We start from the raw sequence: 14,991 nt of genomic DNA on the forward strand, positions 1-14,991 counted from the left end.
AATATTTATAAAGTAAAAAATTTATATATGTATTCTCATGGAATGCCCAGTAGAATTACCTTTATGCTTGATTGGGATCAATACAAAACTATCAATAAAATAAACTCTAAAGAAACAGCAGAGGCTAATGAATTAAATCTAAATAATTATTCTCGTTTAGATCCAAATAGCTTCACTCAAAATTCAGAAATATGGTCTTATGCATGTAGAACAGGATTAAGTATTGATAATGATACCGATGTGGAAAAATTCACATGGGGAGAAGATAGAAGCTTAGCACAAAAACTAGCAGATAGATTAGAATCTAAAGTTCATGCGTTTCTTAAAAGAAGTAATTATAGTGCTACATGGGGAAACAAATCAGATAGAATTGATTTAAAAGTTGCTGATAAATTAGAAAAAGTTAATATACATGTCAAAAATGATGATAACTTTAGATATTATAAAAAAAGTGAAAAAAAAATTGATAGTCTTTACCCATGGCAGCCACAAGGAGCTTATAGAGATGTAATAGCTGGAAGTTCTCCTTATGGTCCCCCTAATTGTATGTGTATATTTCAAAAAGACAAGTCTATGATTATTCCTTGTGATACAATGTCATTTCCTAAAGGCTGATTAATATTATGAAAAAAAATACAATATCTTTTATCTTATATATTCTTACAGGATTAATAAGTTTCTTGGGATATAGGCTCTTATATAACTCTTCTTTTGAGTTAGGTAATCTATGCGAAATTAGTACGGAATGCTTCGCTGTGACTCAGAGAACAATTCTTTATGATTGGGTCATCATTTTAACAATGATATTAATACTATATTTCATAGCAAAGAAAAGAAATATGGGCACTATCATTATTACAACTATTCTTCTGTATAATATTCTGAAAATAGACACTAATACCTCAATACCTTTTTTAATAGTTCTCAATTTCCATATAATACTATCTACTTATTTTTTATTAGAAAATGTATCAAAAAGTTTACTTATATTTAATTCTATAGGTCTATTTCTGTTAGTATTAATTGAGTTTCTTCACGTGGGAGAAGTTTTTTATTATAATAAAAAATATGATTCAATTGAAACATTTTTTGATATTTTCATTATCTCAATATTCGTTTTTAGTATACTGTTTTCAGTCATCAAAAGGAAGAAAATGTTAGTAAATTAAATGAAGTTCAATTTTAATAAAAACAAAAAGCTTTGTCCAAATGTACAAAGTTAATATAACTATTGTGACTTTATCTTAAACTAGGAGGTATTGGAAAAATAATGAAATCTGAAGTTATAAGAACAAAATTTGCAGATTTTGATAAGGAATTTACATCCTCACCAACACACCATATTGGAAACATCTCGCAAAGTAAAGAATATGAAAAATAAATATTTGATCTATGAATAAAAAGCCTTTCTTTTCTATAACACTTTATACTTTATTACTATGGATATTTACCAATTTTATTTTCTTTAATATTGGGGCATTCCACTTTATAAGTCAAAAGAAATGGAAACAAGCAATTAATAATGCTGATTTGAATATTTTAAAAAATATAAAAATTACTCCATTTGCAAATATGTTAGTTGTAAAATAACGATATGCCATTGGAGAAATATATCATAAGAATATTGTTTTGGGAAGTGGAGTTAATAGCTATTTGCATGAAAAAAAATATTACTCTTTACTATTATGAATAAAAGAAATATTTAAGTTGTGAAAACTCCATCCCAGAAACATGATTATCTTAGAATTTTATTCCTAGTATTATTTTTACTAGGATTAACTTTGTTTGGGTTAGTTGAGGATAGCCTTAAAATTCTCTATATTGCCAGTCCTTTTATACTACCTTATATTTTTGTCGTTATTTATGAAGGTGTAGTAGATTATTACATGGGAGAGTATTCAGACAATGAAGCATTTGCTCAATATTTATTAGAAATGGATATTCCTGAAAGTCTACCCAACTATATTTATATTGACTGGGAAACCACTGCAAGAAATCTTATGTTTGATTATTTTGAGAGTAATGGACATTATTTTAAATCGTAGTATATTTGCATTATAATGAACTCAGTTTTAACTCTTAAAGTTCAAATAAGTTTAATTAGATTCAAACAGATTCAAAAAAGCATTTTTCAAAAGTTTGGGTACGATTTTGGGTACAAAAACAAAAAAGATAAAATGTAATTATTTATTTTTCAATAATTTACAAATTATCTTTTATTTGAAAAGTGGAGAATACGGGATTCGAACCCGTGACCTTTTGACTGCCAGTCAAACGCGCTCCTTATAAAGTAATATTCAGCTCTCAAAGGTATTAATTTATGGTAAACTTCTTCGGCGATTTTCCGGTGATCTGGGTGAACTTTCTGTAAAAATATTCAAGGGTATTAAATCCGGATTCAAAACATATATTTTTAATTCCTATTTCCGGATTGTTGATCAAGAGCTGTTTGGCATGTTCTATCCTTAACTGAATAATATATTCGACCGGAGTACAGTGGTAAGAATGCTTAAACTTTTTAAACAGATTGGCTTCACTCATTCCTGCTAAGGTTGACAGTTTCTTTATGGTAATGGGTTCTCTGTAGTTGTGTTTGATAAAATAAACCACTTCCTGAAGTCCGTTTTGTGGATCATCTGTCTTATCAGCATGGAGCAGGATATGCTTTGCGTTGGTTTTCATCAGTTCGTAAATCAATTCCTTAAGGCTTAAACTCAAAAGAAAATCTGACGTATTATAAATACTTTCATCCACTCTTCTGTTGTAAAGATTGGTGAGGCATCTCCATAAAGATTCATCAGAGCTTACAAACTTTTTCACAGTATTTTCCTTCATCATGATTCCTGTTCTGTCCCAGTCAGGGTGCCAGTTTTCAATAACTTCATGGAAAACACTGTCGATATATTCCTGTTCTATATTCAAGACCAGGCATTTGGTAGGTTCCCGGAAAACAGGATGGATATCAATACTCAACTCTTTATTGCAGGGTGGGATGAATACACTTCTTTCATTAAACTCAAAAGTTTCCTCCTCACTTCGGATGATTTTATTGCCACTCAGCATAAGGGTGATGACAGGCTTTTCAAAAAAGAAAGGAAAATCATGGCACACTACATTCGTTTCAAATACATTCAGTTCACCAAAAGGAATGCTGAAAACGGTTCTTTCTTCGATCTTTTCCATAAGATAGAGTTTAGGTTAAAAAAAATAGAGAATAGGTAAATGAATTACATCATGTTTTCGCCATTTTCGAATTGTGTAAAATACAAAATATTTAAAATAATGAAAAAAACATCGTTAGAAAAAGGAAACAATACATTAAATACTGATTTTTTATCTCTGAATCCCTCTACATTAGAGGTTATTGGCAAAGTAGAAAATACATCCAGTGAAGAAATAGACGCTATCATTGTGAAAGCAAAAAAAGCCCAAAAATTATGGGCAGCAAGACTCGATGCTGAAAGAAAAGAAATTTTATTGAAAGTAGCAGAAGCTTTGCAGACTCATTCAAAACATCTTGCAGAATGGATTACCAAAGAACAGGGAAAGCCACTTAACGGGCCGGGTGCTCATTTTGAAATGCAGGCTTGTGTTGGTTGGACCCAAGTGCCGGCATCACTGGATCTGCCTGAAGAAATAGTCTTTGAAGATGAAACCCGAAAAGATATCCTGTACAGAAATCCGATTGGGGTAGTTGCTGCAATTGCCCCCTGGAACTGGCCATTAATGATTGCTATCTGGCAGATTATTCCATCATTGAGAATGGGAAATGCTGTTGTCATAAAACCTTCAGAATATACAACTTTCTGTAGCCTGGAGATGATAAAAGTAATCAATAGTGTACTTCCTGAGGATATTTTGCAGGTAGTTACAGGAAAAGGAGAAGTAGGAGCTTATCTTACAGGCCATCCGGAAATAGGAAAAATTATGTTTACAGGCTCTATTGCAACAGGAAAAAAAGTCATTGAAGCTTCTGCTAGCAATATGGCACGTCTGACACTGGAATGTGGTGGAAATGATGCTGGAATCATTTTACCTGGCTTAGATGTTGCCAAACACATAGAAAGCATTTTCTGGGGCGCTTTTCTGAATATGGGACAAACCTGTGCCTGTTTGAAAAGATTATATGTACATGAAGATGATTACGAAAAAGTAGTTCAGGCTTTGGCTGGATATTCCTCGAATATTCCAATGGGGAACGGAGCTGATGAAACTGTTGTCCTGGGACCTATACAGAATAAAATGCAATACGATAAAATTCAGGATCTGATTCATGATGCTGAAAATACTGGAGCAGAATTTCTATTCAAAGGACAAAAGCCTGATCTGAAAGGATACTTTATTCCCGTAACCCTTATCGGAAATGTTGATAACGGTGATAGAATTGTTGACGAGGAACAGTTTGGACCTGTCTTACCAATTATTAAATATAAAACAGTGGAAGAAGCTATCTGGAAAGCTAACAATTCAGAAAACGGACTGGGCGCTTCAGTATGGAGTGATAATTCTGATGAGGCAGAAAAAGTAGCTGCACAGTTGGAGGCAGGAACAGTTTGGATCAATCAACATGGAGCTATTCATCCGTTCGTTCCTTTTGGCGGTGCAAAACAATCCGGGTATGGTGTAGAATTCGGTATAGAAGGGTTGAAAGCAGTAACCACACCTAAAGTAATCAGTATCAAAAAGCAAACATCTTAAATTAAAACTCATGAAATACGATTTTATAATAGTTGGGTCTGGCTCTGCAGGAGCTGTTATTGCCAACAGATTAAGTGAAAATAATAATATAAGTGTTCTCCTGTTAGAAGCAGGACCGGATGATAAAGTTAATGAAGTACAGGACCAAGCCGGCTGGCCAGCCATATGGAATACTGAAAGGGATTGGGCTTATCATACCGTTGCTCAGGAAAATGCGGGCGGAAATACACGATATTGGCCACGTGGAAAAACATTAGGAGGTTCAAGCTCTATTAATGGGATGATCTATATCAGAGGGCATCAGCAGGATTATGATCATTGGGCGTATAATGGATGTGTGGGCTGGGACTGGGAAAGCGTTCTGCCTTACTTTAAGAAATCCGAGACTCATGAAGATGGAGAGGATGATATGCATGGAGGAGAAGGTCCCCTTTTTGTAAGCCGTATTAAGCGTCCGAATGCCATTTCAGCAAGTGCTATTGAAGCATGTAAAGAATTAGGATATCCATTGACAGATGACTTTAGCAAGGAAATTTGGGGTGCGGGTCTGAATCACCTTAGTGTAGGTAAGGATGGTAAAAGATGTTCTACTGCCAAAGCATTTTTAGACCCTGTCTCATCACGTTCCAATCTGCATATACAAACAGATGCGCTAGCTCAGAAGCTAATTTTTGAAGGAGATCAGTGTGTAGGGGTTCAGTATGTAAAGAATGGAGAATTATTAGAAGTCAGAGCAGGCAAAGAAGTGATTGTATCCTGCGGAACTATAGAATCTGCGAAACTTCTGATGATCTCCGGAATTGGGGATAAAGAAGAACTGGAATCTGTGGGGATTTCAGTAATAAAAGACCTGAAAGGAGTAGGGAAAAACCTTCAGGATCATCTTTTGACAAGTGTTATTTTTAAAGCGAAAAAAGAAATTCCAGCACCCCAAGCCAACTTGTTAGAAGCACAGCTTTTCTGGAAAAGTAAAGAAGAAATGGTTTTCCCTGATTTGCAACCTTTGTTTATGGGGCTTCCTTATTACAGTCCAGGATTTACGGGTCCCGAAAATGCATTCACATTCTGTGCTGGATTTATCAGACCTCAGAGTAAAGGGTATATCAAATTAACAGCTTCAGATCCGGCTTCACCGCTGGAAATCAATCCAAGATATTTATCCGAAGAATCTGATTTGGAAGCGCTGTACAAATGTGTGGAAATTTGCCGTGAAATGGGCCGTACAGAAGCAATGAAAGAATGGAATGATGGCGAAATCTATCCAGGTGAAGGGAAAACAAAAGAAGAAGTGATAGATTATATCAAAAAATCATGCTCCACTTATCATCACATGACGGGAACCTGTAAAATGGGAATAGACAGCCTTTCTGTGGTTGATCCAAGATTAAGAGTATATGGAATAAAAGGTCTTCGTGTAGCAGATGCTTCCATCATGCCGGATGTAGTTTCCGGAAATACCAATGCTCCTACTATCATGATCGGCGAAAAAGCAGCAGATATGATTAAAGAAGATCATCATATGAAAGAATCAGGAGTAGAAGGAAAGTTATCGTTCGTTTAAATAGAGTTTGAAACTCAGAAACAGTCACTTCTTCAATGTTGAAGTGGCTGTTTTCTTTTCTGTTGAAAGATGTAAATGAATACAGTAGATTAATCTGGTGAAAATTATCCGTGTATCCATGGCTGAGTACAGCAATCTCTTATCTTTGTTTAAAATAAAATTCATGACCCCAGAGAAAAAGAAACTCATGACCGATAGCTTCGGCCGTTCGGAAACCCTGAAATTCTATAAAGCAGAACTGTTGGAAGTTGAAACGGACTTTGTTTCCATTAAAATTCCCAAAATGGAAATGATGACCAGAAAAGCAGGAATGTTCAATGGAGCGATGATTGCTTCCCTGGTAGATGTTTCCGCAGGGTATGCTGCAGTGAGCCATTATCCGGAAGACTGTTATGTGGTGACGGTTGAATTAAAAGTGAACTATCTTCGCCCGGCCATGGGAGATGCGTTGGTTTCAAAAGCTTATGTTATTAAAGGAGGTTCCAGGATCAGCGTTATCAGGGTAGAAATCTATGTTCAGAATGAAGGCTCCGGATCAGAAAGCCACGTAGCGACTTCATTAGTAACCATGATGAAGATTAAATAACACATTTTTTGAAGCGATTGAGTAAAATCTTCCCTGAATAAAGGGTTTAATGAAATTTTTTTCCCAAAAATGGAATGGCTTTTGCTCCTTACACCCCATAACTATTAAAAAATAACGAAATGAACTTAATTATCCGTTTGTTCGTCACAGCAATAGTGGCGTATCTTTTAACTAAAATTTTACCGGGAGTACAGTTTGAAAGTTTTTCTACAGCAATTATCTTCGCCATTGTACTTGGGGTTTTGAACATATTTGTAAAGCCTATTTTAAGTCTGTTCGGGCTTCCGCTTACCATTCTTACGTTAGGATTCTTTGCATTGGTGATTAATGCAGGTATTATCCTGATTGCTGATTATTTTATAGACAGTATGATGGTAGACGGCTTCTGGTGGGCATTTATTTTCAGTATATTACTATCAATCGTGACATCTCTGGCGAACTCAATGTTCTCTGATGGAGATTAATCGATAAAAATAAAAATTGAAAAGTCCGTTGGTGTTATGCTGGCGGACTTTTTTATTGGGTTTGAAAGTAAGAATGTTTTAGGGACTGGAGTGAAGTGCTCTTTATTTTGTGATCAACCTTCTCTGCTTTTCAATATTTTGTTTTAAAGCTTCAATTTTAATGTTAATTCTTTCGGTAATTTTTATTTTAAATACTAACTTTGGCAATCTTTGAATTTAATGAAAGGATTTGATGAAATCACTATGGTTTCTTAGATCTGCTAAAAAAGAATGAACATATGAAACTTAAGTACAGTCTGCTGGCTCTGGCAGCTCCGCTTTTAATGAATGCACAACAATTAATGACGCCTGAAATTCTTTGGACTTTGAAAAAAGTAGGAGTACAGGCAGTTTCACCGGATCAGGCATCCCTTATTTACAAAGTAGGACAGGTAGATCTGAAAACAGAAAAAACAAAAAACGAGAACTACTTTCTGAATGTTCTTAATCACCAGGCTTCCAAAATCGATTTCGGTAAAAAAGCATTAATCCAGTGGGATAAAAACGGGATCTATGCTCAGGAAGGAGATAAAATTTATCTTTCAAAAGACGCCGGGAAAACATGGGCAGAATTCTATACCATTGGAGAGGCTGACAATATCGTTATTTCTCCTGATGGGAAGAGAATTGCTTTCAGTAAGCAGGTTTTGGTAGAAAAATTAATGGGGAAAGACAAATACAGTGATACTCCTAAAACTACCGCTCAGGTATATACAGATCTAAACCACAGACACTGGGATTATTTCAACGAAGGGAAATACAACCACGTATTTGTAGTGAATACTTCAGATAAAGCAGAAGCAGCTAAAGATTTATTGGAAGGAAAAACATGGGATTCTCCTCAAAGACCTTTCGGAGGTGCCGAAGACTTTGTATGGAGCCCGGATTCTGCACAGCTTTTATATGTTACCAAACCGAAAAGCGGTAAAGAGTACTCTACCAGTACCAATACAGATATCTTTGCTTATGATTTAGCCACAGGAACTACTAAAAACCTTACAGAATCAAACAAAGGATATGATGTCAATCCAAAATTCAGCCCGGATGGAAAATCTTTGATCTGGCAGAGTATGGCCAGAGACGGATATGAAGCGGATAAAAATGATGTGAAAATCCTGGACTGGAAATCAGGAAAGACTACAAACCTTACAGCAGGTTGGGATGACAGCGTTTCCGGAGATGTACTTTGGGGTGCAGATTCAAAAACAATCTATTTCACAGCGGCTTACAGAGGTACAAAACAGTTGTTCTCTTTAGATTCGAAGTCTGCAAAAGTACAGCAGATCACCAAAGGAGATTTTGATGTGAATGAAATTTTCACAGACAACAAAACTTCAGTATTAGTAGGAAGAACAGATGTAAACCATGCTACAGAATTATTCTCTGTAAACCTTAAAAACGGGGAAATGAAGCAGGTTACTGAAGCAAATAAAGATACCTATGCTAAGCTAGCACAAGGAAAATCTGAACTTAAAATGGTAAAAACTTCGGATGGTAAAGAAATGGGCGTATGGTTCCACTATCCACCGAACTTTGATCCCAATAAAAAATATCCGACACTGGTATACTGTCAGGGAGGACCACAATCTGCATTAACACAATATTTCAGCGTAAGATGGAACTTTGCCCTGATGACAGCCAACGATTATATCGTAGTAGCTCCAAACAGAAGAGGTATGCCGGGCTGGGGAACAAAATGGAATGAAGACATCTCAAGAGACTGGGGTGGACAACCAATGAGAGATTATCTTGCAGCCACAGATTATGCCAAAACATTACCGTATGTAGATGGGGAAAGAGTTGGAGCGGTTGGAGCAAGTTATGGAGGATACAGTGTATTTATGCTGGCTGGAATCCACGAAAACAGATTCAAAACATTCATTGCTCATGACGGATTATTCGATATGAAATCATGGTATCTGACGACTGAAGAACTTTGGTTTGCGAACTGGGATCTTGGTTCTCCATGGGAAAAACCATTGCCAAAAGCATATACAGAGTTCAATCCAAGCAACTTCGTAGAAAAATGGAACAAGCCAATCATGATCATTCAGGGAGGAATTGATTTCCGTGTACCTTATGAGCAGGGGCAGGAAGCCTTCCAGGCAGCGAAATTAAGAGGACTAAAATCTAAAATGGTTTACTTCCCGAATGAAAATCACTGGGTACTTCATCCACAAAACGGATTGGTATGGCAGAGAGAATTCTTTGACTGGTTAAAGGAAACTTTGTAATACAGAATTATTTCTCGATATAAAAAAACGGACTTGTTCCGTTTTTTTTATGCCTGATTGGCAAATGATTATAATGATGAACTCATTATGAAACCCATAACAAATAAAACATAATGCGTTTCTTTTTTCTTTATATTTGGAAAGATTGTTCCGTTGGTGTTTAAAATCAATACATTGAATTTAAATCCAAAAAAATATGAAGAAAAGTATTGTAACTACAGTATTGATCTCTTTACTTATGGCTTCCTGCCAAAGAGAAGAGGAAGTGTTTAAAAGTGATCCGGCCGGAAAGATCAGTGAAGTTTCAGCAGATAAATCTGTCCTTTTCCCTTCCAAAGGCACTGCCAATATCCAATATGGAAAGCCTGGGCCTCATCAGGTAAGTACGAATGCTGTTGTAGGAGACTGTAATCAGCTTGCAGGTCTTGTGATTCCTATCTTACAGACGATAGGGATATTGGATCAGAGTATTAAATGCAGTAACAATTTTCCGTATGGTTTCGAAAGTCCAATTTCTACCGCTGTTTATTATCCGTCAGATATTGCAAATATGAATAAGCTTCCCGTTGTCAATTTTGTAGGCGGTATTCTTTCCAGTCAGGGAAATTATGACCAGATGGTCAGATTATGGGCGAGCTATGGTTTTATTGTTGTGATTTCTTCCAATTTTATCAATAGTATGCCGGATATGCATATTTTGGGAGCGGCTAATGTTGCTAAATTAAACAAAGATCCACAATCTCCCCTTTTCGGAAAAGCAGACCTCTCAAAAATGATTATTGCAGGTCATTCTGCAGGAGGAGGAGCTACTCTTTTAACATCCAGTATTTCAGAAACGGCTGTGAAACTGATTGATCCTGATCTGAAAATTGTAGCTGCTTTACCTATTGAGCCGGGGCCTGTGGCTATAGGGTCAACAGTGAAAGTTCCCACTTTTACGCTTACAGGAAGACTTGATTTTGTAGTTCCGGCAGATACCTGGCCGAATCTTTGGCAAAGTAATTTGATTAAAAATGTACCAGCCTGGTCGGCTACAGCCACTACAGCCACTCATTTCAGTCCAACGATGGATATTACAAAGAATGAATTTGCAGGTGTTTCTGTAGCATGGTTAAAATATATGGGCTATAATGATGGTGAGGCCAAATCTTATTTTGTAGGACCACAGTATAAACTGAAAGATGATGTTCAATTTATAGGTCTTCTGACTCCACCGGTAAAACGAAATGCAAAAGCAGATCTCCTTCAGTAATGGTGTCAAAATATTTAATAGCCGGTTTTTTCCGGCTTTTTTAATAATGAAAAATTCAATAGAAGCCCGCTTTATTCATAATGGTTAATTCCAACGGCTTTAGCCAAAATGTATATATTTGAATATGCAAAACCGTATTTCTTCTTTCCCACCACTCATTGATGATCAGTCTGAAATTTTAATTCTCGGTTCTATTCCCGGAGTAAAATCCCTGGAAATGCAGCAGTATTATGCCCATCCGCAAAACAAATTCTGGAAAATCATCCTTGAATTGCTGAATGAAGAATTTACCGGAGATTATTCCAAAAGAATTGAAATCTTAAAGAAACATCACATTGGCCTTTGGGATGTCATCGATTCCTGTGAAAGAAAAGGAAGTCTGGATTCAGAGATTAAAAACGAAGAAGCCAATCAGATTGCTGAACTGCTGGAAGGGTATCCGAATGTGAAAGCCATCTTCTGTAACGGTGGGAAATCATATAAAAACTTGCAAAAGCTTTTAGGAAAAAACTATAAGCTTCCCATTTTATTAATGCCATCCACAAGTCCGCTTCATACCATTTCCTTTGAAAAGAAGTTTGAAGAATGGAAGAAGGTTCTGGAGCTTTTGAGTGGGAGAGGCTGAGCATTATAGAGAGGAAAAGTGCTTCTAATTTTTTTGTAAAACTATATTTACCTGATAAAACAGAGATTTCTACGGAATGACAAAGTGTATGAATGACTAAAACGCTCTGTTTGTCATTCCGCAGGGAATCTCAATATTGTATTTTACTTTTTTAGTAAGAAAAGAATAAAATTAACATTCCAAATAAGCTCTCAAGCCTTTCAGTAATTCCAGTTGATTTCTCGTTCTGTCCAGATTATGGTCAGTATATTTTGTAGAATAATAAACACTTCCATTGAGGTAATCGGTTAAAAAACGAACCTCCTGAATATAAATGGCGACTTGTGCAGCATAATCAAGGTGAGAAGCCTCTTCCTGAGTCAGTTTTTCCTTTAGATAGAAAAGAAATCCTTCTTTTACAACCTCATACATTTCAGGATTGAAATTGTTTTTAGCACTTCCGTCATCTTCATGGGTTGTATTGGTATAGGACTGAATCATCGTTCCGAAATCATATAAAATAGTGGAAATCATCATAGTATCCAGATCGATTACAGCTAACGGATGATGATTTTGATCAAAGAGGATATTGCTGATTTTTACATCAGCATGGATGATTCTTTTAGGAATCTGATTGGTTTTCTCCATTTCTATCCATTGATCAGGTAAGGAAATAAGCTGGTTGGTGATTTCTATTTCAGCCTTTGCATTTTCCTTTAACTGTGGAGCTGCATTTTCTAATGCCTTTTTATAATCTGCAATTCTTTTTTCGAAATTGAGGAAATTAGGAAGAGTGTCTTCAATAGCTGGCAGCTTTTCAGTATTTACGATACTAAGGAAATAACTGAAGGTTTTAGCTGCCTCAAAAGCCGTCTGTAAAGATGGAGCGGTAAGAAAGGTAATGCTGTTTTCTACAAAGCTTAACATCCGCCATGGTTCATCATTTGCATCTTTTACCAGAAGTTTATGGGTAAGAGAATGAATAGGTTCTATAACTTGAAATTGATAATTATTGGACCTGAGAAGTTCATTAATCATTAAATGATTGTTGATAATAACTTCCGGCTGTCTGAAGACATGATGATTGATCTTTTGCAGAATAAACTTTTCATTCCGGTCCCTATCTTCCAAAAGATAAGTTGTATTAATCAGTCCATCTGTAATAGGGGAAAGATTGTAATTCTCTGTACCGATGAATTGCATTACGATATCGTTTATTTCCATAAATCTTCCGGGTATCTGTTCTTTTGAATTTCTGACATCAGAAAGTCCTTAATATTGTTTTTATCATCAGCATAGGTTACACCCATCCACTGAGAAGGGGATGCTTTTACCATTACTTTCACCTTTTTTTCATCAATCATTCTCTGAACAGCAGAAGGAATATAAAATTCCTGAGTAGATCCAGGTTTTGATGCGATAAAATCATAAAAATATTTCTCTAACGAATTAAAAATACTGGGATGAAAAATGAAAAAATTCATGGAAACCAAGGTGTCTGGTGCTATTTCTATATTTCCCCCATTTTCAGTATAAATAATAGTGTCATTTATCTTTTGTATGGAAGTTTGCTCTTCCACATGAACCAGATAATTTTCTGAGTCTAATGTACAGATTCCTCTTGCGACAGTTCCGTTACCGCTTAATGTTGTATCCACAGGATAAGCGGCCAGCCCAAACTTTGTTTCTGAGATATAGGGTGCGAATCCTTCTGCGGTTAGTTGATAAACCTCTTTTCCATAGAAATCATCCGCATTAATCATAACGAAGGGTTCCTGAATAACATCTTTAGCACAAAGTACAGCATGTCCCGTTCCCCAAGGTTTCTTACGTTCTGAATAATCAAAATCAGAGATAGAAATACTATCCATTTCCTGATATACCCAATGGAGTTCAAAACCTTTGGCTTCAGAAACTGCATTGAGGCGCTCAATATAACTTTGAGGAATCAATCGGTTAACGATAATAACCACTTTGGAAAAATCGGCTGCCAGAGCATCATAGACAGAATACTCCAGAATGGGAGAACCATTGTCAAGTATTCCATCCACTTGCTTAAGTCCTTTGTAACGGCTTCCTAATCCACCTGCCAGGATGAGTAATGTTTTCTTAGAATTCATCAGTCATTCCGAATACAGGTTTACGGGTTTTCCATTTACCGTTGGTGAAATCAGGAATATCAACTGCCTGACCTCCTTTAGCAATAGACTCTTCACTCAATGGTGTGATCGAATACCATAAGGCCAGATCATAAACATCCATTGGGAATTCTATATTTCGTTTGATACATTCAATAAAAGTATTCATCACAAAGAAGTCCATTCCGCCATGTCCTGCTCCTGCAGCAGTGCTTTCAAATTTCTTCCACATCGGATGATCATATTCTTTCATCCACTTTTCCGTGTTATCCCAACGGTGGGTGTGATTCATTGTTTTTTCAAAATAAATGTGTCCCTGGTTGAAATCTCCCCAACCAAAGTCCTGCCATAATCCCTCAGTTCCCTGTACACGGAATCCAAGGCCATAAGGTCTCTGTAGGCTGGTATCATGGGTTAAAAGAATGGTTTCTCCGTTTTCGCAGGCAATTTGTGTGGTCACAACATCTCCCTGATTGAACTTTACTTTAGCATTCGGGTGATTTTCTCCACCTTTTGCATGTTCTGTAATATATTTATGCAGTCCTACAGATTTGGATGAGAATGAAGAAAGTCTCGTTAAACGGTTTCCACGGTTGATGTCCATCATCATGGCAATTGGGCCTAATCCATGGGTAGGGTACAGCTCTCCATTGCGTTTTACATAATGTTCTGTTCTCCATTTAGCCTCACTGAAGCCTTTTTCACCAAACTCAGCTCCTGAATTGTAAGGAGTAACCCCATCATTGAAAAGTACGCCTCTCAGGTCATGCTGATAACCACCTCTTCCGTGAACCAATTCTCCAAACATCCCCTTACGGACCATATTCAGAATAGCCATCACATCTCTTCGGTAGCATACATTTTCCATCATGAAAATAGGAACTTTTGTTTCCTCATATACTTTCACAAATTCCCAGCAGTCCTGAAGCTTTATCGCTCCGGAAACTTCCATCCCTACAATCTTTTTAGCACGCATGGCTTCTACCCCTTGAGGAAGATGCCATTCCCATGGAGTTGCAATGACTACAGCATCTATCGTTTTCAATTTTAAAAGATTTCGGTAATCATACTCGCCGTTGGAAAACTCCTGAGCTGCTGCTTTATTGTTTTCTTTTAATATCTTTTGAGAGGCTGCCAGCATTCTTTTATCAGGATCAGCAAAAGCAACGATTTCTACATCACTGCGTTTGGCCAATAGTTTCACATGTTCCTGACCACGAAGTCCTACACCAATAAATCCTACACGGACTTTCTTATCTGTTTTAAAATCACTTGAATAGGCAAATAAGGAATTGGGTACAACCAATGCACCAAAACTTGCCAAAGCTGCTGTTTTGATAAAATTTCTGCGGGAAGTGCTATTGTCCATTTATTTTTTTTCTAAATATATTAAAACTTTTGCAAACGGCGATGGA

14 protein-coding genes are annotated in these 14,991 nt (G+C 36.4%); 10 read left to right on the plus strand and 4 right to left on the minus strand.

Translation table 11 applies throughout. The features are described from left to right. Nucleotides 1–27 precede the first annotated feature (27 nt). From WH267_RS02455 to WH267_RS02465, 3 genes are all read left to right on the plus strand, one after another. Nucleotides 28–615, plus strand: coding sequence for a hypothetical protein (locus tag WH267_RS02455; protein WP_340005345.1), 588 nt, complete (start codon nucleotides 28–30; stop codon nucleotides 613–615). 777 nt (nucleotides 616–1,392) lie between these two features. Further along, on the plus strand, nucleotides 1,393–1,590 hold the full coding sequence (locus WH267_RS02460; RefSeq protein ID WP_340005347.1) for a hypothetical protein: 198 nt from the start codon (nucleotides 1,393–1,395) through the stop codon (nucleotides 1,588–1,590). A 119-nt stretch (nucleotides 1,591–1,709) separates the two neighbouring features. Continuing rightward, entirely contained in the window at nucleotides 1,710–2,045 is a 336-nt protein-coding gene (locus WH267_RS02465; protein ID WP_340005349.1) for a hypothetical protein, read from the plus strand. Nucleotides 2,046–2,313: 268 nt separating this feature from the next. Here WH267_RS02465 and WH267_RS02470 read toward each other — a convergent pair whose 3' ends face one another. After that, nucleotides 2,314–3,183 (minus strand): helix-turn-helix domain-containing protein, encoded by an 870-nt coding sequence (locus WH267_RS02470; protein ID WP_340005351.1) that lies wholly within the window; start codon nucleotides 3,181–3,183, stop codon nucleotides 2,314–2,316. A gap of 99 nt (nucleotides 3,184–3,282) precedes the next feature. Here WH267_RS02470 and WH267_RS02475 point away from each other — a divergent pair, with 99 nt between their 5' ends. The 7 genes from WH267_RS02475 to WH267_RS02505 all read left to right on the plus strand — a co-directional run bounded on the left by WH267_RS02475 (nucleotide 3,283) and on the right by WH267_RS02505 (nucleotide 11,459). Then, nucleotides 3,283–4,698, plus strand: a complete 1,416-nt coding sequence (locus tag WH267_RS02475) for an aldehyde dehydrogenase family protein (RefSeq protein ID WP_340005353.1) — start codon at nucleotides 3,283–3,285, stop codon at nucleotides 4,696–4,698. A gap of 10 nt (nucleotides 4,699–4,708) precedes the next feature. Further along, nucleotides 4,709–6,259, plus strand: coding sequence for a GMC family oxidoreductase (locus WH267_RS02480; protein WP_340005355.1), 1,551 nt, complete (start codon nucleotides 4,709–4,711; stop codon nucleotides 6,257–6,259). Between the two features lie 163 nt (nucleotides 6,260–6,422). Then, a complete protein-coding gene (locus WH267_RS02485; protein WP_340005357.1) occupies nucleotides 6,423–6,845 on the plus strand; it encodes a PaaI family thioesterase in 423 nt (140 codons plus the stop codon). A gap of 119 nt (nucleotides 6,846–6,964) precedes the next feature. Continuing rightward, entirely contained in the window at nucleotides 6,965–7,309 is a 345-nt protein-coding gene (locus WH267_RS02490; protein ID WP_340005358.1) for a phage holin family protein, read from the plus strand. A gap of 278 nt (nucleotides 7,310–7,587) precedes the next feature. After that, nucleotides 7,588–9,582 carry a S9 family peptidase gene (locus WH267_RS02495; RefSeq protein WP_115970600.1) on the plus strand — a complete coding sequence of 665 codons (1,995 nt, stop codon included), beginning with the start codon at nucleotides 7,588–7,590 and terminating at the stop codon, nucleotides 9,580–9,582. Nucleotides 9,583–9,778: 196 nt separating this feature from the next. Beyond that, nucleotides 9,779–10,834, plus strand: a complete 1,056-nt coding sequence (locus WH267_RS02500) for a poly(ethylene terephthalate) hydrolase family protein (protein ID WP_340005364.1) — start codon at nucleotides 9,779–9,781, stop codon at nucleotides 10,832–10,834. A 124-nt stretch (nucleotides 10,835–10,958) separates the two neighbouring features. Then, nucleotides 10,959–11,459 (plus strand): DNA-deoxyinosine glycosylase, encoded by a 501-nt coding sequence (locus tag WH267_RS02505; protein ID WP_340005366.1) that lies wholly within the window; start codon nucleotides 10,959–10,961, stop codon nucleotides 11,457–11,459. Nucleotides 11,460–11,630: 171 nt separating this feature from the next. Here the strand turns inward: WH267_RS02505 and WH267_RS02510 are convergent, their stop codons facing one another. Genes WH267_RS02510 through WH267_RS02520 form a run of 3 tightly spaced genes read right to left on the minus strand, consistent with a single transcriptional unit; the run spans nucleotide 11,631 to nucleotide 14,945 of the window. Further along, complete coding sequence (locus tag WH267_RS02510) at nucleotides 11,631–12,662, minus strand: phosphotransferase enzyme family protein (RefSeq protein WP_340005368.1); 1,032 nt, start codon at nucleotides 12,660–12,662, stop codon at nucleotides 11,631–11,633. Then, nucleotides 12,653–13,558, minus strand: a complete 906-nt coding sequence (locus WH267_RS02515; protein ID WP_340005370.1) for a sugar phosphate nucleotidyltransferase — start codon at nucleotides 13,556–13,558, stop codon at nucleotides 12,653–12,655. Before WH267_RS02515 ends, WH267_RS02510 begins: the two co-directional genes overlap by 10 nt. Then, entirely contained in the window at nucleotides 13,548–14,945 is a 1,398-nt protein-coding gene (locus WH267_RS02520) for a Gfo/Idh/MocA family protein (protein ID WP_340005372.1), read from the minus strand. The genes WH267_RS02515 and WH267_RS02520 overlap by 11 nt, the downstream gene beginning before the upstream one ends. Between the last annotated feature and the right edge of the window lie 46 nt (nucleotides 14,946–14,991).

Source organism: Chryseobacterium sp. MYb328 (assembly GCF_037572595.1).
GTDB lineage: Bacteria > Bacteroidota > Bacteroidia > Flavobacteriales > Weeksellaceae > Chryseobacterium > Chryseobacterium pennae.